Source organism: Pseudomonas sp. PAMC 29040, assembly GCF_003994535.1.
GTDB lineage: Bacteria > Pseudomonadota > Gammaproteobacteria > Pseudomonadales > Pseudomonadaceae > Aquipseudomonas > Aquipseudomonas paraversuta.
The window spans coordinates 71,676-98,432 of sequence record NZ_RZAA01000015.1 but is presented as its reverse complement, the minus strand read 5'-3'; the positions used below and the strand labels follow the sequence as shown (position 1 = coordinate 98,432).

20 protein-coding genes are annotated in these 26,757 nt (G+C 60.3%); 11 read left to right on the top strand and 9 right to left on the bottom strand.

The genetic code is table 11. The annotated features are described in order from the left end of the window. Positions 1-846: 846 nt before the first annotated feature. Positions 847-2,031, top strand: coding sequence for a sugar transporter (locus WG29040_RS22720; RefSeq protein WP_003444849.1), 1,185 nt, complete (start codon positions 847-849; stop codon positions 2,029-2,031). A 48-nt stretch (positions 2,032-2,079) separates the two neighbouring features. Here WG29040_RS22720 and mntP read toward each other — a convergent pair whose 3' ends face one another. From mntP to WG29040_RS22705, 3 genes are all read right to left on the bottom strand, one after another. Then, positions 2,080-2,649, bottom strand: coding sequence for a manganese efflux pump MntP (mntP, locus tag WG29040_RS22715; protein WP_003444846.1), 570 nt, complete (start codon positions 2,647-2,649; stop codon positions 2,080-2,082). Between the two features lie 943 nt (positions 2,650-3,592). Beyond that, entirely contained in the window at positions 3,593-4,336 is a 744-nt protein-coding gene (locus WG29040_RS22710) for a response regulator transcription factor (protein ID WP_003444841.1), read from the bottom strand. 14 nt (positions 4,337-4,350) lie between these two features. Further along, positions 4,351-5,589, bottom strand: coding sequence for a GAF domain-containing sensor histidine kinase (locus WG29040_RS22705; RefSeq protein WP_127196918.1), 1,239 nt, complete (start codon positions 5,587-5,589; stop codon positions 4,351-4,353). Between the two features lie 233 nt (positions 5,590-5,822). Here WG29040_RS22705 and WG29040_RS22700 point away from each other — a divergent pair, with 233 nt between their 5' ends. From WG29040_RS22700 to WG29040_RS22680, 5 genes are read left to right on the top strand one after another with little or no spacing between them, the layout of a single operon-like run. Then, the gene (locus WG29040_RS22700; protein ID WP_127196917.1) at positions 5,823-6,845 is read left to right on the top strand and encodes an ABC transporter substrate-binding protein; all 1,023 of its coding nucleotides are present in this window, start codon (positions 5,823-5,825) and stop codon (positions 6,843-6,845) included. Positions 6,846-6,869: 24 nt separating this feature from the next. After that, on the top strand, positions 6,870-8,324 hold the full coding sequence (locus WG29040_RS22695; RefSeq protein WP_003444825.1) for a sugar ABC transporter ATP-binding protein: 1,455 nt from the start codon (positions 6,870-6,872) through the stop codon (positions 8,322-8,324). Continuing rightward, a complete protein-coding gene (locus WG29040_RS22690; protein ID WP_003444823.1) occupies positions 8,321-9,325 on the top strand; it encodes an ABC transporter permease in 1,005 nt (334 codons plus the stop codon). The genes WG29040_RS22695 and WG29040_RS22690 overlap by 4 nt, the downstream gene beginning before the upstream one ends. Then, positions 9,322-10,284: an ABC transporter permease gene (locus WG29040_RS22685; RefSeq protein ID WP_003444822.1), complete on the top strand. Its 963-nt coding sequence runs from the start codon at positions 9,322-9,324 to the stop codon at positions 10,282-10,284. Before WG29040_RS22690 ends, WG29040_RS22685 begins: the two co-directional genes overlap by 4 nt. An 11-nt stretch (positions 10,285-10,295) precedes the next feature. Next, positions 10,296-11,207 (top strand): SMP-30/gluconolactonase/LRE family protein, encoded by a 912-nt coding sequence (locus WG29040_RS22680; protein ID WP_010657250.1) that lies wholly within the window; start codon positions 10,296-10,298, stop codon positions 11,205-11,207. A 9-nt stretch (positions 11,208-11,216) separates the two neighbouring features. Here the strand turns inward: WG29040_RS22680 and WG29040_RS22675 are convergent, their stop codons facing one another. Next, positions 11,217-14,531 carry an RHS repeat-associated core domain-containing protein gene (locus tag WG29040_RS22675; protein ID WP_127196916.1) on the bottom strand — a complete coding sequence of 1,105 codons (3,315 nt, stop codon included), beginning with the start codon at positions 14,529-14,531 and terminating at the stop codon, positions 11,217-11,219. Between the two features lie 165 nt (positions 14,532-14,696). Continuing rightward, entirely contained in the window at positions 14,697-15,134 is a 438-nt protein-coding gene (locus WG29040_RS22670; RefSeq protein WP_010657252.1) for a YqaA family protein, read from the bottom strand. A 108-nt stretch (positions 15,135-15,242) separates the two neighbouring features. Here WG29040_RS22670 and WG29040_RS22665 point away from each other — a divergent pair, with 108 nt between their 5' ends. From WG29040_RS22665 to WG29040_RS22655, 3 genes are all read left to right on the top strand, one after another. Continuing rightward, entirely contained in the window at positions 15,243-15,491 is a 249-nt protein-coding gene (locus WG29040_RS22665; RefSeq protein WP_127196915.1) for a hypothetical protein, read from the top strand. A gap of 229 nt (positions 15,492-15,720) precedes the next feature. Next, positions 15,721-16,932 carry a M24 family metallopeptidase gene (locus WG29040_RS22660; RefSeq protein ID WP_010657253.1) on the top strand — a complete coding sequence of 404 codons (1,212 nt, stop codon included), beginning with the start codon at positions 15,721-15,723 and terminating at the stop codon, positions 16,930-16,932. A gap of 211 nt (positions 16,933-17,143) precedes the next feature. Continuing rightward, entirely contained in the window at positions 17,144-18,484 is a 1,341-nt protein-coding gene (locus WG29040_RS22655) for an MFS transporter (RefSeq protein ID WP_127196914.1), read from the top strand. Positions 18,485-18,540: 56 nt separating this feature from the next. Here WG29040_RS22655 and WG29040_RS22650 read toward each other — a convergent pair whose 3' ends face one another. Together WG29040_RS22650 and tauA are read right to left on the bottom strand one after the other, a co-directional pair. After that, positions 18,541-19,536, bottom strand: a complete 996-nt coding sequence (locus WG29040_RS22650) for a GlxA family transcriptional regulator (protein ID WP_003444796.1) — start codon at positions 19,534-19,536, stop codon at positions 18,541-18,543. A 122-nt stretch (positions 19,537-19,658) separates the two neighbouring features. After that, positions 19,659-20,633: a taurine ABC transporter substrate-binding protein gene (gene tauA / locus WG29040_RS22645; RefSeq protein ID WP_003444795.1), complete on the bottom strand. Its 975-nt coding sequence runs from the start codon at positions 20,631-20,633 to the stop codon at positions 19,659-19,661. Positions 20,634-20,902: 269 nt separating this feature from the next. On the opposite strand from tauA, the gene WG29040_RS22640 reads away from it, so the two are divergent. Then, complete coding sequence (locus WG29040_RS22640; RefSeq protein WP_127196913.1) at positions 20,903-22,957, top strand: c-type cytochrome; 2,055 nt, start codon at positions 20,903-20,905, stop codon at positions 22,955-22,957. Between the two features lie 59 nt (positions 22,958-23,016). Here the strand turns inward: WG29040_RS22640 and mrdA are convergent, their stop codons facing one another. Continuing rightward, positions 23,017-24,912: a penicillin-binding protein 2 gene (gene mrdA, locus WG29040_RS22635; RefSeq protein ID WP_003444793.1), complete on the bottom strand. Its 1,896-nt coding sequence runs from the start codon at positions 24,910-24,912 to the stop codon at positions 23,017-23,019. Between the two features lie 192 nt (positions 24,913-25,104). Here mrdA and WG29040_RS22630 point away from each other — a divergent pair, with 192 nt between their 5' ends. Beyond that, positions 25,105-26,031 carry a 1-aminocyclopropane-1-carboxylate deaminase/D-cysteine desulfhydrase gene (locus WG29040_RS22630; RefSeq protein WP_127196912.1) on the top strand — a complete coding sequence of 309 codons (927 nt, stop codon included), beginning with the start codon at positions 25,105-25,107 and terminating at the stop codon, positions 26,029-26,031. 88 nt (positions 26,032-26,119) lie between these two features. Here WG29040_RS22630 and WG29040_RS22625 read toward each other — a convergent pair whose 3' ends face one another. Beyond that, a complete protein-coding gene (locus WG29040_RS22625) occupies positions 26,120-26,668 on the bottom strand; it encodes a cytochrome b (RefSeq protein ID WP_003444790.1) in 549 nt (182 codons plus the stop codon). Positions 26,669-26,757: the final 89 nt, after the last annotated feature.

The window sequence follows — 26,757 nt, the reverse complement described above, 5'->3', positions numbered from 1 at the left end:
TAGTGGTCCTCCCGGCATGGATGCCGGGAGAGCCGTGTTGGGCCATGGATGGCCCGTCACGGCGTGGCCACGGAGCGGGACCGGAGCGAGGGAACCTGAGCGCAGCGAAGGCCGTACGCTGGGGCAAGGCCTTTTTGCTTACTTTTGTGGCTGTTTGACAAAAGTGAGCCGCCGTAAGGGCGGAACCCGTAGAGAGCCGTGATACATCAAACGGATATGTACGCGGTACTCCAGTTGCTTGAACCAGGTACATATCCGTTCAATGCGCAACGGCGATTTACCGGTTTCGCCCTTACGGCGAGGCACTTTTGGCAAACGCCGAGTGTCGGACCATCCCAAAAATACCCAAAAAGTCTGCGCCCTACCATACGGCCGAGCTCGCCCAGGCTCGCCCGGTGCCCTCACTCCGGCGCTGTTGTGGGGGCACGCCGTGACGGGCCATCCATGGCCCGGCACGGCTGGCTCGGCGTCCTGCCTCGCCACCCCCAAAACAGCACCTGCGTTCGGCCTTCTGTGATGGGCGTCTGCGTTGCACCGACTATCGAGTGGCGGCAGAGGCATCTGCTTTAAAAGCAAAAAGCAAAAAGCAAAAAGCAAAAAGCAAAAACTGGCCCCAGCACCTAACCTTGATCTTGAACGTGGCCGCACCCCTAGGGGTGCGGCCAAATGTCCCGGGGGGGTATTTCAATGTGCTCCAACCGGCATCACAGAAGTCTATAGAATGCCGCCCTGTTGGTTCAGCCCCGACGCTTTCAGATGGCACCTGTTGTGCATACAACATGGAGCATCAGCAAGACCGGATCCTGAACCTGTCATACCATCGCTAGCGAGTAGTTCACCCCTTAAATGAGCAACCCCACTTCTGCATCCCGCGCAAACTGGCAACCGGTCATCGCACTGGCTCTGGCCGCGTTCGTGTTCAATACCACCGAATTTGTCCCGGTCGGGCTGCTGAGCGCAATTGGCGCCAGCTTCGACATGACCACCGCCAGCGTCGGGCTGATGCTTACCATTTATGCCTGGGTGGTGTCCCTGGCTTCGCTGCCGATCATGCTGCTGACCCGCAACGTGGAACGCCGCAAGTTGCTGCTGGTGCTGTTCGGGCTGTTTATCCTCAGTCATGTGCTGTCGAGCCTGGCCACCAACTTCGGCATTTTATTACTCAGCCGAATAGGGGTAGCGTTGTCTCACGCCCTGTTCTGGTCAATTACCGCCTCCCTGGCCGTTCGTCTGGCACCCGAGGGCAAGCAGGTTCAGGCCCTGGGTTTGCTGGCCACCGGTACCTCGCTGGCAATGGTGCTGGGTGTGCCCCTCGGTCGTTTGCTGGGTGAGGCCATGGGCTGGCGCACCACGTTTATCGTGATTGCCGGGCTGGCCGGGTTGCTGGTGTTGTGGTTGACCCGCACATTGCCCCTGCTGCCAAGCCAGAACTCGGGCTCGCTCAGAAGCCTGCCGATTCTGTTCAAGCGTCCGGCGCTGGTGGCGATCTATGTGCTGACGGCAGTGGTGGTGACTGCGCAGTTCACGGCCTATAGCTACATCGAACCCTTTGTTCAGGGCGTAGCGGGCATGAGTGGCAGCATGGTGACGTTGGTCCTGTTGCTGTTCGGTGGCGCAGGGATCATTGGCTCCCTGTGTTTCAGCTGGTTCCACAAGCACAACCCGCAGCGATTCTTGCTCGGTGCTGTGGCTTTACTGACGCTTTGCCTGTTGCTGCTGCTGCCTGCCAGCGGCTGGATTGAGTCCCTGGGAGTGCTGAGCATTTTCTGGGGCATGGCGATCATGGGCTTCGGTCTGGCGTTGCAGTCCAAGGTGCTGACCCTGGCGCCAGATGCGACAGACGTGGCGATGGCGATGTTTTCGGGAATTTACAACATCGGTATCGGTGGCGGTGCGCTGCTGGGCAGTTATGTCGGTGGCCATCTGGGCTTTGCCTGGATCGGCCTGGTGGGCGGTGCGCTGGCAGGCCTGGCGCTGGCGTTGTACAGCTGGTCACTGTATCGGATCAGCCGCTCGGTCACGCCGGGCTGAGCAATGCCGGTATCTGACGCAGCCCCTGCGTCAGATACCGGTGAGGGTTTAAACGGCGCTCAGGTGTTCATAGAGGATCGTTGCACCCACGATAATCAGCACCACGCCACCGACGATTTCCGCACGCTTGCCCACCAGACTGCCGAGTGCTCGCCCCAACATGGTGCCGATGATCACCATGGTCATGGTGGCCAGACCAATGGCCGCGGCGGCCATCCAGATATTCACGTCGACAAATGCCAGGCCAACCCCGACCGCCAGCGCGTCAATGCTGGTGGCGATGGCGGTGATCACCAGAATCCAGAATGAGTGCTGCGACGGTTTCTCTTCGGCTTCTTCCTCATCGGGCTTGACCCCGTTGTAGATCATGTACAGACCCAGACCCAGCAACAGGGTGAAGGCGATCCAGTGATCCCATTGGGTGACATAGCTGCTGGCGGCGTTGCCGATGGCCCAGCCGATTACGGGGGTGATGGCTTCAATCACGCCGAAGATAAGGCCGGTGCGCAGGGCTTCTGTGAAACGCGGTTTGTGCAGACTGGAGCCTTTGCCGATGGCTGCCGCGAAGGCATCTGTCGACATGGCGAAAGCGAGGAGAATCAGGGCAATCGGGTTCATGTTTGTTATCCAGTCGGGCTCAAGACAACGGCATAACACTGTGCGCCCGACTTCAGCACAGGTATGTCGTTGGTCTCGCAAATCCAGACGGATGCCATGGCCACGGCAGGTTGCCGAGAATGTTGACCAGAGCGCCGCCACAAGCGTGACGGCCAGCTACTCCCCAAAGAGGCGCGCAGGATAGCAGCTGCATGTGAAAAAAAGGTGAAATCCTTGATTGCCCTTGCCTTCTGCAGGAGCGAGGTTGGGGGGCGCAGGAGGCATTTCTGTAATTTGATGCAGACCTGTTTCAATGCCGTGCGGTGCAGGATTTTGCGCGGCCGCGCCAGGCTGATTGCCTCTGTAGGAGCGAGCTTGCCTCGCGAGCTTTTTCAAGATCAAAAGCTCGCGAGACAAGCTCGCTCCTACAGGTTGAGGTTCGCAGGAGGCATTTCTGTAATTTGATGCAGACCTGTTTCAGGACCGTGCGGTGCAGGATTTTGTGTGGCCGCGCCAGGCTGATTACCTCTGTAGGAGCGAGCTTGCCTCGCGAGCTTTTTCAAGATCAAAAGCTCGCGAGACAAGCTCGCTCCTACAGGTTGGGGTTTGCAGGCAGTATTTTTGTAATTTGATGCAGACCTGTTTCAATGCCGTGCGGTGCAGGATTTTGTGTGGCCGCGTCAGGCTGATTACCCCTGTAGGAGCGAGCTTGCCTCGCGAGATTTTTCAAGATCAAAAGCTCGCGAGGCAAGCTCGCTCCTACAGGTTGGGGGTCGCAGGAGGCATTTCTGTAATTTGATGCAGACCTGTTTCAGGACCGTGCGGTGCAGGATTTTGTGTGGCCGCGTCAGGCTGATTACCTCTGTAGGAGCGAGCTTGTCTCGCGAGCTTTTCAAGATCAAAAGCTCGCCCCTACAGGTTGCGGTTCGCTGGAGGCATTACTGTGGCTTGATCCAGGCCTGTTTCAATGCCGCAGGGGGTTGAAGCGCGGGTCTTTGAGCCATTCCTGCAATTCAAGTTCGGCCTGTTCCAGGGCTGTGCGGTTCAGCAGTTTGCGCAACAGTGCCACGTTGACCGCCCTCGAACGCAGGTTAAAGGCCGGGCTGCTGTCACTGTCGGTGCCGGGCTGGCGCACGCCGAGCTTTTCATACAGTTGTTGCAGGCGGTTTTGCACGCTGCGCAACGACAGGTTGCGACGTTGGGCGATGATCCGGTCTGTCAGGCCCAGGGCGATATCCTGCAATACTTCGTATTCGGTATCGGTCAGACCAAGCAGGTGATTCTGGCTCTTTTGCTGCACTCCGCGCACTTCACGATCGATCACGCACTGCTGCTCGATAAACAGGCTGCGCAGTGCCAGCCGCAGGCGATCCTCGGAGGCTGTCTTGAGGATATAACCATACGCCGCACCCTCGGGAACGATGCGTGAGATACCCCGCACATAGGCTTCGTCGGCGTAGTTGGACCAGAACATGATTGAGGTGTGGGGACGCTCGCGCCAGATCGCCCGTGCAGCTTCGACCCCGGTGCGTTTTGGCATCTGCAGATCCATGACCACCGAGGTGATGGCAAATTCATGGGCCAGCCGCTCGCCCACCAGGCCATCCTCGGCTTCATGCAGGCGCTCGCATTCTGGCAGCGCCCCCTCGATCACCTCCCTGAAAAAGGCACGGTGCACCGGGTCGTCTTCGATCAACAGGATTTGCATGGTGTTCTCTCTACCTATTGGGCCCGGTCCGGCAATGGCAGGCTGACCTGGACGCAGGTGCCTTTGTTGTCGGGACCTTTCTCGATCTGCACCTGCGCGCCAAGCAGCTGTGCGCGTATGCGCATGTTTTTGATACCGCCGGTTTCCAGTCGATTGAGGCTGTCCAGCCCGGGGCCGTCGTCGACAATGGTCAGTTGCAAGTGGCTGCCAGAGACGGTGATCTCGACAATTATCACATTGGGTGCCGCGTGCTTTATCGCATTATTGACCGCTTCCTGAATGATGCGGAACAGCGCGATCTGCTGGGGTTCGGCCAGGTCGTTGGCCCGCCCGCCGGTGTTGTCCCGCAGGCGGGTGACAATCTCCAGACCACTGTTGCGCACGCTGCGCAGCAGCAGGTCCTCCAGCCCCTCGACAAACCCGAACAGCTGCAACACGGTGGGTTTGACCGCATCAATGATCAGTCTCAATTCCTGCATGCTTTCTTGCAGGGCCTGGCCGACCGGGGCCAGTTCTGCTGCCGGGATCTGCTCCAGCAGTTGCAGGCGGGCGATACGCCGGTGCAGACGGGTCATATCGGCCAGTGTCTGGTCGTGCAGGTCCATGCCGATGCGCTGGCGCTCGTTTTCCAGCTCTTCGGTCAGGCGCAGTGCCCCCAGGCGCAGGCCTTCTTCGCGGGCACGGATCTGCGCCTCGGCGATTGCCATATGTTTGGCCTGTTCGGTCTGGCGCAGGGCATACAGATAGGACGCCAGCAGATCAGCCACATGCTGGGTGTGGCGTACATCATCCAGGGTATAGAAGTTGGCGGCGTGGGTGGAGCAACTCAGGGCGCCGATCACTTCACCCCGGGCGCGCAGCGGGACGTGCAGGCGACTGCGTAAATTGGCATCGAAAATCGGGTGGTTGAGGGCGCCGGGGAACTGGAAGCGCTGGTCGTTCATCGCATCGTCGCTGAGGATATAGGGCTCCATCCCCAGCAACAGCGCGCGAATCGGACTTCGGGTAATGGCCAGCGGATGAAAGGCAAAATCGCTCCAGGAAGTGTGCAGACCCGTTTCGTAGGCCGACAGGTGACTGTCGTCATCCAGCAGCAGGCTGACGTCAAGATGATCGTGGGGCAGGATAAAACGGATCTCTTCGGATACCGCCTCGATCATCGACTGAAAGTCCAGGCGCCCGGCCAGTGCGCGGGAAATCCCGAGAAAATGATGCAACACGTTTTCTGCCGCGATGGGGACTCTTTGGGTCATGGCCTGCAATCCGTCAGAGGCGCACCCGCTGGCGGCCCGATATCCGAGTATGACCCAAAGCGCTCAGCGGTCAGGGGCAAAAACCCTGCATATTTGCGCGTTTCTTTTGCGGGATCCCGCAGGTTATTTGCGCGCAAAGGGTATCAAGTGTGCATCAACGCCCCAGACAGAGCCCCGTGGCCCGATCAGACTGAGGGTGTCAATTAGCCCACAAAAATAATAAGGGTCATGTCATGGAACGTCACACGCTGCGTTGCGCCTTGCTGTCCACTGCATTGCTGATTACCCCCTTCATGCACGCCCAGGCCGACACGGCCGACAAAACCATCGCGCTGTCCAATAACTATGCCGGCAACTCCTGGCGCCAGAGCATGCTCAACAGTTGGCAACAGACCACTGAGCAGGCGGTCAAGGACGGGATCATTGCCGGGGCGGACTCGTTCACCACAGCGGAGAACCAGGCCACTGAACAGGCGGCGCAGATCCAGAACCTGATCCTGCAGGGCTACAACGCCATCGTGATCAATGCGGCTTCGCCCACCGCACTGAACGGCGCAGTCAAGCAGGCCTGCGATGCGGGAATTGTCGTGGTGTCTTTCGACGGCATCGTCACTGAACCCTGTGCCTACAGAATTTCCATGGACTTCAAGCAAAGCGGTCTGGATGGCATGGACTATCTGGCCAAGCGCTTCCCGGACGGGGCTAATGTGCTGGAAGTGCGCGGCCTGGCCGGGGTCTCGGTGGACGGGATGATCCACTCCGGGGTCGTCGCCGGCGCGAGCAAGCATCCGCAGTTAAAGGTCGTAGGCTCGGTCAATGGCAACTGGTCGCAGACCGCGGCGCAAAAAGCCGTGGCGGGGATCTTGCCCAGCTTGCCGAAAATCGATGCGGTGGTGACCCAGGGCGATGACGGCTTCGGGGTGGCCCAGGCCTTTACCGCAGCGGGCCGGCCATTGCCGGTGATCATTTTCGGTAACCGCGAAGAAGAACTGACGTGGTGGAAAAAACAGAAAGACGCCAACGGCTACCAGTCGTTCTCGATCTCCAGCGCGCCGAGCATCTCCAGCCTGTCGTTCTGGGTTGCCCAGCAGTTGCTCGATGGCAAACAGTTGCCCCATGACCTGCTGTCGCCCGCGATCAGCGTCACCCAGGACACCCTCGAAAGCTCGCTCAAAGGCCTGGAGAAGGGCGGGATCGTGAGTCAGGTGTACAGCGTCGACGACGTTGCCCAACTGAAGAGCCCTGCACCTCAATAAGCCTGGCCGGGGAAGGAGAGCGCAATGACAGTTACTCAAGCAGCGCTGGTTGACCTCAAGGGGGTCGGCAAGCGTTTTGGCGCCGTGCGCGCACTTAATGACGTAGATCTGACGTTTCGTCCCGGTGAGTGTCTGGGGCTGATCGGTCACAACGGCGCGGGCAAGTCGACCCTGATGCATATTCTGGCGGGGACCCTGAGTGCCGACAGCGGCACGGTGCTGATGGGCGGTGCCGATGTGCGCAACGGCTACTCGGTACAGGTGGCCCGGCAACACGGGATTCGCTGCGTGTTTCAGGAACTGTCGCTGTGCCCCAACCTGACCGTTGCCGAGAATACCCGGCTGACATGCCCCGGCCTGCGCGGTTTTGGCTGGCGGCGCAAGGCCGGCGCATTGATTGTGGCAACCCTGGACAGCATCTTCCCGGACCACAGGATCAGCCCCGGGGAGGTGGTGGCGGACTTGCCGATCGCCCAGCGGCAGATGGTGGAAATCGCCCGTGCTTTTACCTGTGTGGATGAGCATCTGGCGCTGGTGATTCTCGATGAGCCCACCTCGTCGCTGGACGCCCGGGTCGCCGGGCAATTGCTGCACCATGTGCGGCGCTATGTCGAAAGCGGCGGCTGCGTGGTGCTGATCAGCCACATTCTGGGGGAGATGCTCGCCACCTGTGACCGGATTGCGGTGATGAGCGATGGCTGTGTGGTGGAGGTACGGGGTGCCAGTGCTTTTACCCATGCTTCGCTGGTGGAGTGCATGGGCACGGTGAGCAAGCCACAGGATCAGGACCGGGTGTTTGTGTCCAGACGCGACGGGCAGCCACCGGTAGTCGAACAGTTGCCGGCACGCCAGCAGAACGGGCAGGCAGTGGCCGCCTGGCCGGGTGAAATCGTCGGTCTGGCGGGGCTGGCCGGGCAGGGCCAGAGCCAGTTGCTGGTGCAGTTGCTGCGCGAACGGATTGCCAGCGGGAAGCGAGTAGCCATGGTCGCCGGCGACCGGCAGACCGACGGGGTGTTCAGCCTGTGGTCGATTGCCGAGAACATCAGCATCAGCTCCCTGGCGGCACTCAGGCACGGCCTGTTGATTGATCCGCAGGCAGAGCAGGCCATGGCGGCCAAGTGGCAGCAGCGGATGAACATCCGCACCCCGGACATGAATAATCCGATTCTGTCGCTCTCCGGCGGTAACCAGCAAAAGGCCCTGTTTGCCCGGGCCCTGGCCAGTGACAGCGAGCTGATTCTGATGGATGACCCCATGCGCGGGGTCGATGTCGGCACCAAGCGCGAGGTCTACGCCATCATCAAGGAAGAGGCGGCCCGCGGCCGGACTTTTATCTGGTACTCCACCGAGCTTGAAGAGCTCAATCACTGCGATCACATCTACGTGTTCCGCAACGGCCAGGCAGTGGCGGATCTGCCGCGCAATGAACTGAGTGAAGCGCAAATCCTGCGCAGTTCCTTTCAGGAGGAGGTGGCATGAACGCGCCTCAACCCATGACATTAAAAAAACCGCCCGCGGCCAACACCGTGGACCGCGCAGCCGGGGGGGTGAACCGCGCCCGCTGGTTGCGTAACGCCTTGCCTGGGATTTCCCTGGTGGTGCTGCTGGCGACGATTTTTATCATGCAGCCGCGAGCCATGAGCTACATGGGCATGAATCTGATGCTCAACCTGGCGGTGCCGATCGCCCTGGCCACCATTGCGCAGATGCTGATCATCACGGTCAACGACCTTGATCTATCGCTGGGCAGCTTTATCAGCTTTGTGGCCTGTGTGGCAGCTACCTTGCTCAACGATCACCCGCTGCTGGGATGCCTGGTGCTGTTGGGCTGCATCGGTGTTTACGCGTTGCTCGGGGCGCTGATTCACAGTCGCCGGTTACCGGCGATTGTGGTGACCCTGGGCATGTCGTTCATCTGGGTCGGCGGCGCAGTGCTGTTGCTGCCCGCCCCCGGCGGCAGTGCGCCGCAATGGTTGCAGGCGCTGGTCAAAATCAAGACCCCGGTGCTGCCGTTTGCCATTGTGGTGTGCGTGGTACTGGCCGTGGCGGTGCATCTGTTTTTGATGCGCTCCAGGTTTGGTGTGGTCTTGCGTGGCGCTGGCGGGAACCCGCTGGCGATGGCCAAGGCCGGCTGGTCGCTGTTGCGGATCAAGGTCACGCTGTATGCCCTGGCGGGTGGCTTCGGAGTGCTGTCCGGATTGTTTCTGGTGGGCCTGACCACCTCGGCCGACGCCAATATGGCGCTGCGTTACACCTTGCTGTCGATCGCCGGAGTGATTCTGGGCGGTGGTGAGTTTACCGGCGGCCGGGTGTCCCCCATCGGTGCGGTGCTGGGGGCTTTGACCCTGGTGCTGGCCGGCTCGCTACTGTCGTTTATCCGCATTTCCCCCGACTGGCAGATCGGTGCCCAGGGCGCGATCTTGATCCTGGTGCTGGCCCTGCGCACTGCCGTCAATCGTCTGGAGGTACGTCCGGTATGAATCTGCCCATTGCTCTGAACCGTATTCGCAGCAAACCCTGGTTGTGGTCGTTTCTGGCGGCGTTGCTGGTGTGGCTGGCGACCCTGGGGTTTACCGGCGGTGAGGGTGCCGCTGCACTGACGTCCAGTGCGCTGTCGTTCTCGGCATTTTTTGTCATCGTCGGCGTGGGGCAGATGTTCGTCATCACCACCGGCCCCGGCAATATCGATCTGTCGATTCCGGCCAATATCGCCCTCAGCGCAGCGGTCGGCATGAAGTTGATGGACAGCCAGAACAGCCTGATCGCTTTGGGGCTGGCCGGGGTGCTGGGGATTGGCGTGCTGGTGGGGTGTGCCAACTATGGGCTGATCCGTCTGCTGCGCATCCCGCCGATTATCGCCACCTTGTCGGCGAGCTTTCTGTTGCAGTCCATGGCCATTGCCTACGGCCGCAGCGTGCGAATCGCGCCGCCGGAGCTGTTCTATCAGTTCTCTACCGGCAGGTGGCTGGGCATTCCTTACCTGGCGCTGGCCGTTGCCTTGTTTACGGTTCTGGCCGGCTACCTGTTGACGCGCACCCGCTATGGGCGCTGGACCCTGGCCATCGGCCAGAATATGCGTGCTGCCGAGCTTGCCGGAGTGCGGGTGGAGCGGGTGCGCTGGGCCACCTATGTGTTGAGTGCGGTGTTTGCCAGTGTCTGCGGGGTACTGCTGGCCGGGTTTTCCGGCGGCGCGTCCCTGAGCATGGGCGAGGAATACCTGCTGGCATCGATTGCGGTGGTGGTGATTGGCGGCACTTCGGTGGCGGGCGGGTTTTCCAATGTGCCGGGGCTGTGGGGGGCGGCACTGTTTCTTTACTTGCTGGTGAGCATGCTCAACACCTTTGGCGCCAGCGCCGGTGTGCGGCTGATTCTCACCGGCGTCATCATAATCGCGGTGATTGCCGCCGTCAGCGGGCGCAAGACGCTGCGCAGCCTTTAAAGGACAGAACCATGAACGATGATATTTACCAGTTTCACGACCAGCGTTTTCGTCGCCTGACCCTGCCCAATACCCAGCTGGAACGTCTGTACGACAAGTGCCGCTGGGCAGAAGGCCCGGTGTGGTTCAACGACGGCGGCTACCTGTTGTGGAGTGATATTCCCAACCAGCGCATCCTGCGCTGGACTCCGGAGCAGGGGGTTTCGGTATTTCGTCCGGCGTCCAATTTCGCCAATGGCAACACCCGCGACCTGCAGGGGCGACTTGTCACTTGCCAACACGGCACGCGCAGCGTCACCCGCACCGAAGCAGATGGCAGCATCACCACCCTGGCCGATCAGTTTGAAGGCAAACGCCTGAACTCGCCCAACGACGTAGTGGTGCACCGCGATGGCAGTATCTGGTTCACCGATCCCACCTACGGCATCCTCAGCGATTATGAGGGCTACCAGGCCGAGCCCGAGCAGAGCGGGCGCAACGTGTTTCGCATCGACCCCGATACGCTGCATATCACCTGTGTTGCCGATGATTTTGAACAACCCAACGGCCTGGCCTTTTCCCCGGACGGCAAGACCCTTTACATCGCCGACTCCGCCCGCTCCCACGACCCGGATGCGGCCCACCACATCCGCGCCATGACCGTCATCGACAACTGCCGCCTGGGTGAATCAAGGGTGCTGACCCATATTGAACCGGGCATCCCGGACGGCTTGCGGGTTGATGTGCAGGGCAACATCTGGACCAGCGCCGGGGATGGCGTGCAATGCTTTGATGCCAACGGGGTGATGCTGGGCAAAATCCTGCTGCCGGAAACCGTGGCCAACCTGACCTTCGGCGGGCCACGGCGTAACCAGTTGTTCATCACCGCCAATACCTCGCTGTACATGATTCATGTCGCGGTGGCGGGGGCGCAGCGGCCTTGATGGCATCGGCTAGGGGTTTTGCCCGGGCCCGGTGCCCGGCACAGGCAGCGCAGGGTCGCTGATGCTCGCGGTTGATGCCTTGGCGCGGCCCGGTTCCCACGGGGAATCTGCCCTGCTGCAGTCTTGTCTCGGGTCGGGCTTATAGCGGTAACTGTTGAGCCCCCCGGCCAGTTTGTCCGGGTCGGGGGTCAGGTAGCGCCCCGTATGGGGGTTGTAGTAGCGATGGCGGTGGTAATGCAGGCCGCTTTCCTCGTCGTGATACTGGCCCTGAACACGCAGGGGATTGCTGATGTCGGCGATGTCGAGTTGCTGCACCTTGCCGTAGGCACGGTAGTGCGCCGACCAGACGATATCAGCCTTGCGGCCGGTGAGCTCCAGGGGCATACCCAGCGGGTCGAGCTGGTAGTAAAAAATTTCGCCGCGGAGGCCTTTGCCCTGGAGCATGGCCAGCGGTTTGCCGGTGCCTGGCTCGTAGAGGTAGCTGCGGTAGCGGGAGCTTTCTGCGGTGTCTGAGACCCGGGTGCATTCGGCGATCAGGCGCTGCCCTTGCCAGATAAATTCTGTGCTCTGGTGCTTGAGCTGCTTGGCGATGCGGCGGCCGAAGGGATCATAACGGTATTTGATTTCATTGCCGTCAGGCAGGGTGAGGGCGCTCAGGCGGTGCTGGCAGTCGTAGCGGTATTGGCGCACCAGGCGCTGGCCCGCGCCGCGTCGTTCCTGGATCAGGTTGCCGTAGGCGTCGTACACGAAATGGCAGTCGCCCTGTATCAGAAGGCGGTTTGCCTTGACGTTGGCCAGGCTGCTGCGCCCTCTGCCACTGGCGCTCTGGCGTAGCAGGTTACCCGCCGGGTCGTGATCGAAATACTCTTCAGCATGACCCCTTATTGCGATCAGCCGGTTCAGCGGGTCGTAGGCAAAACTGTGCTGGCCTTTGCGGCTGTCGCTGAGCAGCCGCAGATTGCCGCCGGGGTCGTACTGGTAAGTGCGCCGGTAAAGCGCCTGGGCGGCGAAGCCATGGTGGTGGCTGATCGGGGTGACGACATGCTCTTGCATTCGTCCTTGTCGGTCGTATTGGTAGTGGCTGAGCAAGTCGCCCTGCTGACGGTCAGTTTCGCGGCCGTCGTCGAAGCAGTGGCTGGTAAGGCATTCACCGTTGAGGTCGATGGCTGTCAGGCCGGCCCCTTGCCGATAGTAGTAGGTCAGCCGGTTGCCGTCCGGTAGCTGGCAGGCCCTGAGCCGGCCCTGAGCGTCATATTGATAGCGCAGGGTGGCCTGGCCCTGATGTTCGGTGATCAGGCGGTCCTGCAGGTCGTACTGGAAAATCAGGGGCCGGTCGCCGTCATGGACCCGGGTGAGGCGGCCCAGGCTGTCGTAGCTGTAGCGGATCTGGCTGCCGTCGGGCAGGGTTTTCAGAAGCAGGCGCCCGGCGCTGTCACGCTGATAAGCAGTGATCAGCCGTGGCTGGTCAGGGTAATCGGGTGTCGGGTACTGGGTTATTTCCAGCAACTGGCCGTTGAGATCGTATTTATAGCCAGTCGTACCGCCGTCAAAGCCGATTTCCAGACGGAGCAGGCCGTTGGGGTAATAGTCGAGCTGGTAGTGTTCGTTGCGCTGGTTTTCGATGCCGGTGAGCAACAGGCGGCCATTGTCATAGCGGTAATTGACCTGGCTGGCGTCGGGGTTGATACGGCGGCGGGGCAGGGGCAGGTTGTCGAGGTATTCGTAGCGGGTAATGTGCCCTCGCTCGTCGCGCACGGCGGTCACTTTGCCGTAGGCGTTATAGCTCCAGGCGCGGGTTTTGCCGTCGGGCTGGATGATCTGACTCATGCGCCCCACGGCGTCCCAGTGGTAGCGGGTGATGACGCCGCGAGCATTCTGGCGGGCTGTTTTTCGACCCCGCAGATCATAGCTGTAACGCTGTTGCGAGCCATCGGGCAGGGAGTGCTCCAGCAACTGGCCGAGGGCGTTCCAGATGAGCCGGTGAGCGCTGCCGTCCGCTTGCACAATGCTGCTGATTTGCCCCTTGGGGGTGTAGCTGCAGGTGGTGACGCAGCCGTCGGGGTCGGTTTGGCGGGTTATATCACCCTGGGCGTTGCGCTCGTATCTCCAGCAGGCCGGTCCCTGCCGGACTGAGTGCAGGTAGCCGTTGCAGTAACTGTAAAACGTAGGTTCGTCGTGGGGCGGGATCAGTGCCGAGAGCTGCCCGGCCGGGTTGTAACGGTATTGGATGACGGCGCCCAGAGGGTCAATTTCGGCAATCAAACGGCCTTGCTCATCGTAGGATTTCTGATGTTGGGCACCGTCCGGGCCGGTTTGACTGACGAGGCGTCCGTTGTTGTCGTACACCCAGGTTTGTTGGCTGCCGTCCTGGCTTTTGGCCGTCACAGCGCCCTGGCCATCCCGTTCGTAGTGGATCTGCATCTGCCCGAAATTGGTGCTGTGGCGGATGCAGCGCGAGTGTTTGCCACAGTGTTGCCACTCCCAGAACAACACTGCGCCGCCGGCCAGTTGCCGCTCCTGGATCACGTGCCGGGCGTCGTAGCGATAGTGCTCGGTTTCTTGCAGGGCATTACTGGCGCTGATCAGTTGACCGCTGTCGTTGTACTGATAAGTCATGAGGGTGAACAGGGTGCTCCAGCGCTCGGGGCGGCAGCCGGCATTGTGTCCGGTCAGGGTGTCGCCGGGTTCACCACTGTCATCATATTGCTGATAGTCCACCGCGCAGAGCCGGCCATGTGCATGGCGCAGCAACAAGGCGCGTCCTGCGCCGTTGTCGATGCGCCGAAGGTTTGCGGTGTGCCAGGTAATGCTCAGACGATTGCCGTAGGCATCGCTGATGCCTGACAGTTCGAGGTCTTGAAAGTGATAGAAATGCCGGGGCCTGGCGGCCGGGGCGAGGATCAGTTCGCCGTCGCTGTCGCCGCGGTAAATGGCCGGGCCGGTCACACAGGCGCTGATGTCCGGGCGTTGCCCGACAGGCCGGGGAAAACGCGTCTCACGGTTTTCAGGATCGGTCCATAGCAGGCTTTGCCCGTCGCAGTGCAGGCGATGGCACAGGGCGTGGGTCCAGCCAAATCCCAGTTCACTGGCGGTTTCCACGGCGCCACTGCAATACCGGCGTGTCCACTCAAAGGCCAGCGGGCCGTCGAGCACACCATCGCTGAGCCGCAGCAGGACTTCGCCGGTAGCCATCGATACCGAGGGCCAACCGGCCGGCTCCCGGTCGAACGCGCAGGGCGCACTGTTGAAAGGAGGGGCTTGAAGATCATCGCCGATGCCTGCGGATAACAGGTTGAAGCGATGTCGGGGCAGTGAACGTGACATCCGCGTTTCCTTGCGCTGCGGTCGTTCTGACGCAATTGAACGTCAGGGATTTTTGGTCACGCAAGTGTGCAAGGCGGTGTTCAAGTTGGCTGTAGGGCGTGTCTCTGAGATTTTAGGAATTGCGTGAAGCTTGTGTAGGCAATTGGATTTTTACCTATGGGATGTTTAGGTCCACCCCAGAGTCAGCGCAGCCAGTGCCAGATAACGTGCGCCTTTGGCCAATGTGACAATCAGCACAAAGCGCCACAGCGGTTCGCCCATCACGCCAGCGATCATGGTCAGTGGATCGCCGATGATCGGCACCCAGCTCAGCAGCAATGACCAGCGGCCGTAGCGCAGATAGAACTGCCGGGCCTTGTCGAGCTTTTGCTCACTGACCGGGAACCAGGGTTTATGCCGCAAGCGCTCGACCGAACGCCCCAGCAGCCAGTTCAGGACCGAGCCCAGTACATTGCCCAAAGTAGCAACGAGCAGCAGGGTGCTTGCCAGGTATTTTCCGGAAAGCAGCATGGCCACCAGTACGGCTTCAGATTGCATCGGCAGCAATGACGCGGCACCGAAGGCGGCCAGAAACAGCCCGAGATAGCTGGTGATTTCAAACACTGTGGGGTCCAGGGGTGAGGGGAGCTGCACGCACTTACTGCAGCAATCTTTGCGAGGCTGCTGCGCCGGTTGGCTTTTTAACATCATCCTTGGGAGGGATGCCGGAGTTTGTTGCGGGCTGGCAATATTTTGCAGCACATAGAGGCGGATTATGCCGCTGTTTCAGGAGGGGTCTTACCTGCTGCCGTCCGCCTGAGTCGCCATGCTGGCACGAGTTTGAGCAAAGGCGTTATCCACCGTTTCGAGCAGAGCCAGACCATGCCCACCCTGAAGGTGCAGCACCGCGAGCCGCGCTTTTTGCTTGCCGACAGAATTGCCGTCAACGAGGAAAATATCGAATGGCAACTGCCGGGCTAACGCATAAGAGCCATCAGAGCCTGCTGCGCAGCCCATCGCAGCCTCGTCCCTGGTCAGCGACTACATCCCTTCCATAGGCAACAGGCAGGGAGCGCTGATCCGGCAGCGGGTATGACCAACTACAGGTCGGATTCACACAAAAAAGTCAGCTTTTTATCTGTTCGAATGATCCTCAACGACCCGCCTGCCGGCGGCTTCCGAAGATCGATCACAGAACAGGGTAACTGACATGCAAATGCCGAAAACCATCGAGATCAAGAACGGTGAGAAAGTCACTCCAACCTTCTCGGCCCGGGAATATGCCAATCGCCAGTCCAGGCTGCGCGCCTACATGGCACAGAACAATATTGATGCGGCGGTGTTTACCTCTTATCACAACATCAACTATTACAGTGATTTCCTGTACTGCTCGTTCGGCAGGCATTACGCGCTGGTCGTGACCCAGGACAGTGCAGTCACCATCAGTGCCAATATCGACGGTGGCCAGCCATGGCGCCGGACCATGGGTACCGACAATATTGTGTATACCGACTGGCAGCGCGATAACTACTTTGTTGCGATCCAGCAAGCGCTACCAAAAGCAGGGCGCATCGGCATCGAGTTCGACCATCTGAACCTGCTCAACCGCGACAAGCTCGCCAGCCGTTACCCCCAGGCCGAACTGGTGGATATTGCCGCGCCGTGCATGCGTATGCGCATGATCAAGTCAGCAGAGGAACACGCGATTATTCGTCATGGTGCGCGAATTGCAGACATCGGCGGCGCTGCTGTCATTGAAGCCTTGGGCGACCAGGTGCCGGAATACGAAGTGGCCCTGCATGCAACCCGGGCGATGGTGCGCGAAATTGCCCGCACCTTTCCGGACTCCGAGCTGATGGACACCTGGACCTGGTTCCAGTCGGGGATCAATACCGACGGCGCACACAACCCGGTGACCACGCGCAAAGTGAACAAGGGCGACATTCTGAGCCTCAATTGCTTCCCGATGATTGCCGGTTATTACACGGCGCTTGAACGTACGCTGTTTCTGGATCACTGCTCCGACGAGCACCTGCGCTTGTGGGAGGTCAACGTCAAGGTGCACGAGGCCGGGTTAAAGCTGATCAAGCCGGGAATGCGCTGCTCCGAGATTGCCCTGCAACTCAACGAGATTTTCCTGGAGCACGACTTGCTGCAGTACCGGACCTTTGGTTATGGCCATTCATTTGGCACCTTGAGTCACTACTATGGCCGCGAAGCCGGGCTGGAGTTGCGTGAAGACATCGACACCGTGCTGGAACCGGGCATGGTGATTTCCATCGAACCGATGATCATGATCCCCCAGGGCCGGCCGGGGGCGGGTGGATATCGTGAGCACGATATCTTGATCGTCAATGAACACGGCGGGGAAAACATCACCCGTTTCCCCTATGGCCCGGAGCACAACATCATCAAGAAATAGCCGCTCGCAGCCTTCGCCAGCGACTACAGATTGCCCCACGTGTAGTCGCTGACTCCTTTGCTACGAACCCACGCATGCGTACCCAGACACGCAGCGTTTTCTGACCCATTACCCCTGCCAAGAACTACACAATGAGGGTATTTGTCATGTCCCATGTCCCGGCTTTGCTGTCTGTTTTTCATCCCTGCACCTGTGCCTTCGGAGGTGTCCTGTGAGTACTCCGAGCGCAACTCTTACCCTGACGGCAGCACAACACACTGAGCGTCTGAGCGAGCGCAAGGCCCTGCGCCGCGCCGCCGTAGCCAGCTTCATGGGCAACTTTGTGGAGTGGTTTGACTACGCCGCCTATGGCTATCTTGCGACCGTGATCGCGCTGACGTTCTTCCCCCAGACCGATTCGGCAACCGGCCTGCTGGCAACTTTCGCGGTGTTCGCCCTGTCGTTTCTGGTGCGGCCGGTCGGTGGCCTGGTCTGGGGGCATTTCGGCGACAAATACGGGCGTCGCAGCGCTTTGTCGTGGTCGATCCTGATCATGACCGTCTCGACCTTTTGCATCGGCCTGCTGCCGGGCTACAACCATATCGGTCTGTGGGCCCCGGCGTTGTTGCTGTTGATTCGTCTGGTCCAGGGTTTTTCGGCCTCCGGTGAATATGCCGGGGCTTCGGCGTTTCTGGCGGAATATGCCCCCGACGGCAAGCGCGGGTTTTATACCAGCATCGTACCGGCGAGCACGGCTGCCGGGTTGCTGTTTGGCGCAGTGTTCGTTGCCGCCATGCACAGCCTGATGAGCGTCGAGAACCTGCATGACTGGGGCTGGCGCCTGCCGTTTTTACTGGCGGCACCCTTTGGTCTGGTGGGGCGCTATATCCGCATGAGCTTGCAGGATTCGCCCAAATTCCTGGAGATGGAACAACGCCTGGAGGCCAAGGAGTGCGCGACCCATGCACCGATTCGTGAATTGCTGACGGTGCACCGCCGGGCAGTGATGATCGGAATCGGCGTGACCTGTCTCAATGCCGTGGCCTTTTATCTGTTGCTCAGTTACATGCCCACCTACTTGTCGACGGAAATGGGCATGGATGAGAGCGATTCATTTATCGCGTCCACTGTGTCACTGGCGACCTATATCGGTCTGATTTTTTTGATGGGCAAGCTGTCTGACCGCTTTGGCCGCAAGACCATGCTGGTGAGCGCATCGGTGCTGTTTTTGCTGCTGACCTTTCCGCTGTTCGGTATGCTCGGTAACCCGTCGCTGGTGGTAATTCTGATGATCCAGATTGCCTTTGGCGCCATCCTGGCAATGAACGACGGTACCTTGCCGTGCTTCCTGGCCGAGATCTTCCCGACCCGGGTACGGTTCAGCGGTTTTGCTTTCAGTTTTAACCTGGCCAATGCCTTGTTCGGCGGTACTGCCCCGTTCATTGCCACCTGGCTGATTCAGCTGACCGGCAACAAGATGGCACCGGCCTGGTACTTGCTGGCGGCGGCCGGGGTGGCGCTGGTGGCGATGCTGGCCAGCCGGGAGACTGCGCACAAGGCGCTGCCGGACTGACATCTGCGCGCTGTAACAGCGAGCTTGCGGCCATGGCCCGCAAGCTCGTTTTCGTTTTAATGCACCGCCACCTGCTTGCGTTCGCCAATGGGTGATACCCCGAACAGGCGGCTGTAGCACTTGGAAAAATGCGCCGCCGAGACAAAGCCGCAAGCCAGGGCAATATCCCTGACCTGGGATTCACTGCGCAGCAACAGGCTGCGGGCGCGGGCCAGACGCAGTTCGAGGTAGTACTGGCTCGGGGTGCGCTGCAGATGCTTGTGAAACAGGCGCTCCAGCTGGCGCACCGAGACTTCGTTCAAGCGCGCCAGGTCTTCAAGGCTCACCGGCTCTTCGAGATTGGCTTCCATGATGGCCACCACCTGGCTGAGCTTGGGCTGCGAGGTGCCGAGCTTTTGCCGCAGCGGTACACGCTGCTGCTCCTGGGCTCCGCGGGCGCGATCACACAGCAGCAGTTCGGCGGCATGGGCCGCAATCTCCCGGCCACCCGGTTCGCGGGCAATCAGCTGCAGGGTCATGTCCATGGACGCCACGCCGCCGGAGCAGGTGTAGCGATCACGATCCAGTTCGAACAGCTGGTTGGAAATGATGATCCCCGGAAAGTGGTCCTTGAGGGTTTCGATGTCTTCCCAGTGGATGGTGCAGCGATACCCCTTGAGCAGACCCGCACGGGCCAGCCAGTAACTGCCGGTGCAAATGCCCCCCAGTGCCACCTGTTCATGGGCCAGTTTGCGCAGCCAGTTGAGTACGGGCCGGCTGCTGAGGTGGGAGACGATGGGGTTGGAGCCCACCACCAGCAGAATATCCAGCTTTGGTGCATCGCCAACGGCATGGTCGGGGAGGATGCGCATACCGTTGCTGGCAATGACCGGGTCCATGTTGGGGGCAATGATCACGCTGCGAAACAGCTCGCGCCGGGCTGCCATATTGGCCATGCGCAGGGTCTCGATGGCCGAGGCAAAACCGATGGTGGTGAAGTTTGGTATCACCAAAAAGCCCACGGTTTTCACTGTGGGCTGATTGCTCGGTGACGCTGTTACTGGTGTTGCCATCTTCAGATTCCTCCTTATGATCCGGGACGTGTCTAGCTCAGGGCAAGCGCATTGAGCCCCTGCAATGACCCGTACTCTTGGAGGCTAAGGAAGCATTTGTTATGCCAGTGAGTCACTGCTTGCTATTGAGGCAGATATTTATCGCTGACATAGCCTGAATAGTCCGGCAGAACGCTTTCAATCTTGCCTTGCTCCTTGAGGAACAGGGCCGTCCGGGCGATGTCTTTGGCGGTGCCGCCGCCCAGCAGTTGCGGGGATTTCTGCTCGGCAGTCGAAGGGAAGTGCGCGCCCTGCAGCAGTTGCGGAATATCGGCTGCATTGGCCCCGGTGAGTTTGGCAATTTTCTGCACCTGCTGCGAATCTGCCGTCCAGGCGGCCTGATGGGCGTTGTAATCGGCAATGGCATCCAGGCTGACTTTGGCGAATTCAGCGACGATTTCCGGGTGTTTTTCGGCAAAGTCCTTGCGTGCTACCCATACTTCAAAGGTTGGCGCGCCCCATTCGCTGACCTGGCCCGCGTCGGTCAGTATGGTTCCGGTTTTGCGGATTTCCCCCAGTGCAGGTGACCAGGTGAAGGCGCCGTCGATATCGCCACGTTTCCAGGCTGCGGTAATTTGTGCCGGACTGAGGTTGACCACTTTCACCTGTTGCGGCGTGAGCCCCCAGTGTTTCAGCGCCCCCAGCAGGCTGTAGTGGGAGGTGGAGACAAAGGGGGTGGCAATGGTTTTGCCGATCAGGTCCCTGGGCTCCTTGATCCCGCTGCCATCACGTACCACCAGGGCTTCTGAGCCTTTGATCCGGGCGGTGACGATAAAGGTCACCAGCGGTACGTTGCGCGAGGCGGCGGCTGCCAGCGGGCTTGAGCCCAGATTACCGATCTGCAGGTCGCCCGAGGCCAGCGCGGCGACCACCGAAGGGCCCGAGTCGAAGCGTCGCCAGTCGATTTTCTGGCCAATGGCTTTGTCGTAGCTGCCTTCCGCCTGGGCCAGTTTGGTCGGATCGATACCGGTGATGTAGCCGATGGTCAGGTCGGCGGCCTGGGCGCCAAGGCTCAGGCCTGCCAGTGAAAGGGCAACGAGAAGGGTGCGCAGGGACATGGACCGGACCTTGTTGTAATGGACTGAAAGAGAGGTTCAAGCAAAGGGCCGGTGGTCCGGTGGGCTGAATCTAAGTGCTTTAAATAAAAGGGGAAAATACCGTTTTGGAACTAGCTTAGAGCGTTGCTGCAAGGGGCAACGTGGCCCATGCCTGACCCGGGTCAAGCACTGTCTGTTTAAAACCGGCTACAACAGATTGTGAGGAGTCAATAACAAAAACAGCATGGCCGAGGGGATCACCCCAGGCCGTTGCTTTAAAGGAATAGCCCATGCTTTTTACCCTTCCACGTCTGGTGCTCGCGGGCCTGACGCTGTTTTGCACGGTTCAGGCCCAGGCCAGCGAGTCGATAACGGCCGCTGACGCCGATCCGCTGCATCAGAATGCCTTGATCGAACGCGGCCTGTATGTGGCCCGGCTCGGCGACTGCATTGCCTGTCATACCGCCAAAGGCGGGGCGGTGATGGCGGGCGGGCTGGAACTGAAAACACCCATGGGTACGATTTACTCCAGCAACATCACCCCTGAGCGCGATACCGGGATTGGTCAGTACAGCCTGGATGAGTTTGACCTGGTGATGCGTAAAGGCATTACGCGTACCGGCCAGAATCTATACCCGGCCATGCCGTATCCTTCCTACGCGAAGATGAGTGAAGAGGACATGCGCGCCCTGTACGTTTATCTGATGCAGGGTGTGACTCCGGTCAGGCAGGCAAACCTGGAAGCCGACATGGGATTTCCGTTTAACCAGCGCTGGGGACTGGCGCTGTGGAATCTGCTGTTTGTCGATGACCAGCGGTTCGTTCCCGAGCCGGGCCGCAGCGAGCAGCTGAACCGCGGTGCTTATCTGGTACAGGGCCTGGGGCATTGCGGGTCGTGTCACACACCCCGCGGGATAGCCTTTCAGGAAAAGGCCATGAGCGATGCGGGCAGTAGCGGTAAATACTATCTGGCCGGGGAAACCGTGGAAGACTGGCGGGCAATTGGCCTGCGCAACCTGTGGACCGTCGAAGACACGGTGCAGTTGCTTAAAACCGGGCAAAACCGCTTTGCCACGGTCTCGGGCAACATGGCCGAAGTGATTCATCACAGTACCCAGCATTTCACCGATGGGGACCTGACGGCGATCGCCAGCTATCTGAAGTCGTTGCCGGCGGGCAAGGACGACTTGCCAATGCCGATGGTTGCCAGTGAGCCAGCCATTGCCCCGGACTCCCTGTTCAGCAGTCGTGGCGGTCTGGGCTACACCCAGTTCTGTGCCGATTGCCATCGCCCGGACGGTGGCGGAGTCAAAGGTATGTTCCCGCCATTGAATGGCAACCCGGGCATCATTGCTGCCAACCCGGCCTCTTTGCTGCATATCACCCTTACGGGCTGGGCAACCCCGCAGACCGAGGCTCATCCGCGGGTCTACAGAATGCCCGGCTTTGCCCGGTTGAGTGACGGGGAAATTGCCGAGATCCTCAGTTTTGTCCGTAGCAGCTGGGGCAACCAGGCGTCAGCGATCAGTCCTGCGCAAGTGGCGGCAATGCGTAAACAGCTCAACCCGCAAACCATCGACGCTACGGCGTTTGAGACGCCGCGCCTGGCCGGTCTGTTGTCCGCATCCAATGCTGACCAGGTGCTGCGCGGCATGCGGTTGCACCTGCAAACCAAGGCTTTGCTGCCGGACAACGTCGGGAATGCGCTTAATTGCACCAGTTGCCACCTGAACGCGGGCACCGTGGCCGACGGTTCGCCGTTTGTGGGGGTGTCGGCGTTTTTCCCTGGCTATGCACCCCGGGCGGGCAAGGAAGTGACGCTGGAGGAACGGATCAACGGCTGTTTCCGGCGCTCGATGAATGGCCAGCCGTTGCCTGTGGCATCAGCTGACATGCAGGCGATGGTGGCGTATTTCGACTGGATGAAAATGAACACGGCCCCGGGCGATAAAGTGGCGGGTCGTGGTGTGGGCAAGGTGGACCCGGGCATCAAGCCCGATTCACAGAACGGCAAGGTGGTGTATGTGCAGCAATGTGCGGTGTGCCACGGTGATAACGGGCAAGGCTTGAAGCATGCCGATGGCAGCTTTGTGTTCCCGCCGTTGTGGGGCGATGAGTCGTTCAATATCGGGGCGGGCATGGCACGCACCTATACCGCGGCGGCATTCGTCAAACGCAATATGCCGATTGGCTTTCACCAGAAATTCCCGTTGGGGCAGGGCGGGTTGTCGGATCAGGATGCAGTGGACGTGGCCGAGTACTTCTCGCACCAGCCTCGTCCGGACTTTGCCGACAAGGCCGGGGACTGGCCAAAGGGCGGCAAACCGGCGGACGCCCGCTACTGAAGCCAATGATTATCTGCAGGAGCAAGCTGTTTAAAAGCTCGCTCCTGCAGATGAATCAATTACACATGCGGGTTTGGATGGGCCTTGACCTGCGGGCTGGCATACTGGGGTTTCAGCACGCCCTGATTATCAAGCAACCAGGCGTCCATCACCTTGCGCACCACCGGCCCTGCCACGCGGCCGCCGGCTTCGCCGTTTTCGATCATTACCGAGATGACGATCTGCGGGTCTTCGGCCGGGGCGAATCCGACAAACAAGGCGTTGTCGCGGTTGCGCTCGGCTGTCTTCAAGCGGTTGTAGCGCTCGCCCTGCTTGATCGCCACCACCTGTGCAGTACCGCTTTTGCCGGCAATCCGGTACTGCGCACCCTGGGCAGCTGCCCGGGCAATGCCGCGAGGGTCGTGCATGACCAGCTGCATCGCATGGTTGACCTGCTCCCAGTCCCTGGGGTCGCGCAGCACGATATTGGCGATCGGGTTGTCGTCAGCCGGCGGCGTGCCGTCGATGGTTTTGGCCAGGTGCGGACGGTTCCACACGCCCTTGTTGGCAATCAGTGCAGTGGCTTGCGCCAGTTGCAACGGCGTGACCTGCATGTAGCCCTGGCCAATCCCCAAAATCACCGTTTCGCCGGGGAACCATGCCTGGCGACGGGTGCTGCGCTTCCATTCGCGGGAGGGCATCAGGCCCGAGGACTCTTCAAACATGTCCAGCGAGACCTTCTGTCCCAGCCCGAACATCGCCATGTAGTCGTGCATGCGGTCGATGCCCAGCTTGGATGCCAGGTCATAAAAATAGGTGTCGTTGGAGCGCATGATTGCCGCGTTCAAGTCCACCCAGCCATCACCGCTGTGGTTCCAGTTGCGGTACTTGTGGTCGACGTTGGGCAACTGGAAATAGCCGGGGTCGAACACCCGGGTCGAAGCCGAGATGACGCCGCTGTCGAGCCCGGCAATCGCCACTTCAGGCTTGATGGTCGAGCCCGGCGCATACAGGCCACGCAAGGCCCGGTTGAACAGCGGCTTGTCGATGGAATCGCGCAGGGCCGAGTAGTCTCTGGAGCTGATACCGGTCACGAACAGGTTCGGATCGAAGCTGGGTTTGCTGACCATCGCCAGCACTTCGCCGGTTTTCGGGTCCAGGGCAATGATTGAGCCACGACGGTCACCCAGGGCTTCTTCAGCGGCTTCCTGGAGTTTGATATCGAGGCTCAACACAATGTTTTTGCCTGCCACCGCGTCGGTGTGGCGCAGCACCCGCATCACCCGGCCCTGGGCGTTGGTCTCGACCTCTTCAAAGCCGACCTTGCCGTGCAGTTCGGGCTCGTAGAAGCGTTCGATACCGGTTTTACCGATCGATTGCGTGCCCCGGTACTGAGTGGGGTCCAGCTGTTTGGCTTCTTTCTCGTTGATGCGGCCAACGTATCCCACCGAGTGGGCGAAATGATCGCCCTGGGGATAGTGGCGTACAAACTGGGCTTCTACATCGATTCCCGGCAGACGGAACTGATTGACCGCCAGCAGCGCGATCTGCTCTTCGCTCAGCTCATACAGCAGGGTCGAGGGGTCAAACGGGTGGCGGGCCTGCTTCATTGATTTGGCGAAGACGGCGCGGTCTTCTTCCGGCAAGTGCAGGATGCTCATGACCGAATCCAGCACTTTGGCGGTATCACCGGCACGTTCGCGGGTGATGGTCATGTTGAAGCTGGGCTGGTTGTCGGCCAGCAGCACGCCGTTGCGGTCGTAAATGAAGCCGCGTTCCGGCGGGATCGGCAACACATGCACCCGGTTGTTCTCGGACACCGTCGAGTTGTAGTCAAATTCGGTGACTTGCAAAAAGTACATTCGGCCGATCAGGGTGCAACTGACCGTCAGCACCAGCAGGGCGCAGGCAATCAGGCGTTTATTGACCAGACGCTTCTCGGTTTCGTGATCTTTAAGAGGGATCGGCTCGGGCATTTCTGGGGCGTCTCACGTCAGTAAACACAAAGCAGCGGCCAGCAGGTCGTTAGCTGGCTACGAAAGTCGGCGCACACCTTACCAAGAAGCCGGTGATCGAGTCGGTTTATTGGTCGACTGGCGTGTGAAAACCGACAGGCTGCGCCTGTTGTCGGGTGCGCTAAACTGGCTTCCTTTTAAATGGAAGCCGCCATGATGTTGCCCTTGATTGACTGGCATCCCCGAGCCACGTTGCAGCCGCTGCACTTTGCCTGGCTGCAGCGGGCCGGGGTTGAAGTGGCGGTGCTGCGCCTGGACCGGATTGACCCGCTGATCAGCGGCAACAAGTGGTTCAAGCTCACCGGGCATTTGCAGGCGGCGCACGCTGCCGGGGCCCATGGGCTGATCAGTCTGGGCGGCGCCCACTCCAACCATTTGCATGCCCTGGCGGCGGCCGGCAAGCGCTTTGGCTTTGCGACAGTGGGCCTGCTGCGCGGGCACCCACAGCAAACCCCGACCACCCTCGATCTGGAGCGGTTCGGCATGCAGTTGCACTGGCTGGGTTTTGCCGGGTATCGGGCGCGCCATGCTCCGGGTTTCTGGGAGCCCTGGCAGGAGCGCTATCCACTGTTGCATAACGTACCTGAAGGCGGCGGCGGGCTGGTGGGCGCTGCAGGCTGCATGCCGCTGGTGGTTCAGGTACGTGAGCAGTTGAGCACCCTGGGCTGGGACGATTACCACGGCTGGTGGCTGGCAGCCGGCACCGGGACTACGCTGGCCGGGCTGATACTGGGCGAAGACCCGCAGCGAAGGGTTTATGGCGCGCTGGCGGTGCCGGATGACCATGGCGTGGCGGCCCAGGTGGAGCAGATTTTGCTGGAGGCAGGGTGGGGGCCGGGCAATCATGAACTGATTGATGCCAGTCGCGGTGGTTTTGCCAAAGTCGACGGGGCGTTGCTGGACTTTATTCGCGACAGTGAAGCGGCCAGCGACTTGCCGCTGGAGCCCTTGTACACCGGCAAGGCGTTAATGGCGCTCAAACAGGCGGTCGAGGCGGGGCGGTTTACCGCCGGTCAGCGCCTGGTGTTTGTGCACACCGGCGGTTTGCAGGGCCGCCGGGGGTTTGAGGCCCTGCTGTAGGAGCGAGCTTGTCTCGCGAGCTCTTCGTCATTAATGGATCGCGAGAATAGATCGCGAGGCAAGCTCGCTCCTACATTTCACCGCTGGTTTATCGGCGGCGGGGCAGCATGCGCAACAGGGTGTTGTCCTTGATCAGGTAGTGATGCGCCAGGCCCGCCACGGCGTGCAAACCTATCAGCCAGTAACCGATGGTGCCCCCCAGTTCGTGCCAGCCTTTGATCTGCTTGGCGAAGTCCACGTCCTTGGCGGTGAGCGGCGGCAGGTCGAAACCATAGAAAAACACCGATTTGTCATTGTTGCTGAGGATCAGGTAGCCCAGCACCGGCATGGCGATCATGAACAGGTACAGCGCCCAGTGCATCAAGGTGGCGAGGGCTGTTTGCCAGGCCGGCGGGGTCGGGGTGATTTTTGGTGCCGCGCCCAGGGTTCGCGCCAGCAACCGCAGCCAGACCAGCACAAACACCGTCAGGCCGAGCATGAAGTGCGCGTCTTTCATCAGATTGCGCCCATCGCTGTCCTTCGGGAATATCCCGCGAAACTCGATGGCCGCATAAATCAGTACAAACAACAGCACCATGAGCCAGTGCAGGGCGATGGACATTCGACTGTATTGATCGGCGGTGCTTTTCCAGGACATGCTGTTTCCTCTCGATTCAGGTCTAAAACCTCCGCTCTTGTTCGACGGAGTAGCTTCACTTTAAACGGGTTGTGTCAGGTTGCACCTGA

Bases quoted from the DNA above. Each gene is read 5' to 3' on its own strand.
- WG29040_RS22720 (WP_003444849.1), top strand. From the start codon at position 847: ATGAGCAACCCCACTTCTGCATCCCGCGCAAACTGGCAACCGGTCATC.
- mntP (WP_003444846.1), bottom strand. From the start codon at position 2,649: ATGAACCCGATTGCCCTGATTCTCCTCGCTTTCGCCATGTCGACAGAT.
- WG29040_RS22710 (WP_003444841.1), bottom strand. From the start codon at position 4,336: ATGCAAATCCTGTTGATCGAAGACGACCCGGTGCACCGTGCCTTTTTC.
- WG29040_RS22705 (WP_127196918.1), bottom strand. From the start codon at position 5,589: ATGACCCAAAGAGTCCCCATCGCGGCAGAAAACGTGTTGCATCATTTT.
- WG29040_RS22700 (WP_127196917.1), top strand. From the start codon at position 5,823: ATGGAACGTCACACGCTGCGTTGCGCCTTGCTGTCCACTGCATTGCTG.
- WG29040_RS22695 (WP_003444825.1), top strand. From the start codon at position 6,870: ATGACAGTTACTCAAGCAGCGCTGGTTGACCTCAAGGGGGTCGGCAAG.
- WG29040_RS22690 (WP_003444823.1), top strand. From the start codon at position 8,321: ATGAACGCGCCTCAACCCATGACATTAAAAAAACCGCCCGCGGCCAAC.
- WG29040_RS22685 (WP_003444822.1), top strand. From the start codon at position 9,322: ATGAATCTGCCCATTGCTCTGAACCGTATTCGCAGCAAACCCTGGTTG.
- WG29040_RS22680 (WP_010657250.1), top strand. From the start codon at position 10,296: ATGAACGATGATATTTACCAGTTTCACGACCAGCGTTTTCGTCGCCTG.
- WG29040_RS22675 (WP_127196916.1), bottom strand. From the start codon at position 14,531: ATGTCACGTTCACTGCCCCGACATCGCTTCAACCTGTTATCCGCAGGC.
- WG29040_RS22660 (WP_010657253.1), top strand. From the start codon at position 15,721: ATGCAAATGCCGAAAACCATCGAGATCAAGAACGGTGAGAAAGTCACT.
- WG29040_RS22650 (WP_003444796.1), bottom strand. From the start codon at position 19,536: ATGGCAACACCAGTAACAGCGTCACCGAGCAATCAGCCCACAGTGAAA.
- tauA (WP_003444795.1), bottom strand. From the start codon at position 20,633: ATGTCCCTGCGCACCCTTCTCGTTGCCCTTTCACTGGCAGGCCTGAGC.
- WG29040_RS22640 (WP_127196913.1), top strand. From the start codon at position 20,903: ATGCTTTTTACCCTTCCACGTCTGGTGCTCGCGGGCCTGACGCTGTTT.
- mrdA (WP_003444793.1), bottom strand. From the start codon at position 24,912: ATGCCCGAGCCGATCCCTCTTAAAGATCACGAAACCGAGAAGCGTCTG.
- WG29040_RS22630 (WP_127196912.1), top strand. From the start codon at position 25,105: ATGATGTTGCCCTTGATTGACTGGCATCCCCGAGCCACGTTGCAGCCG.
- WG29040_RS22625 (WP_003444790.1), bottom strand. From the start codon at position 26,668: ATGTCCTGGAAAAGCACCGCCGATCAATACAGTCGAATGTCCATCGCC.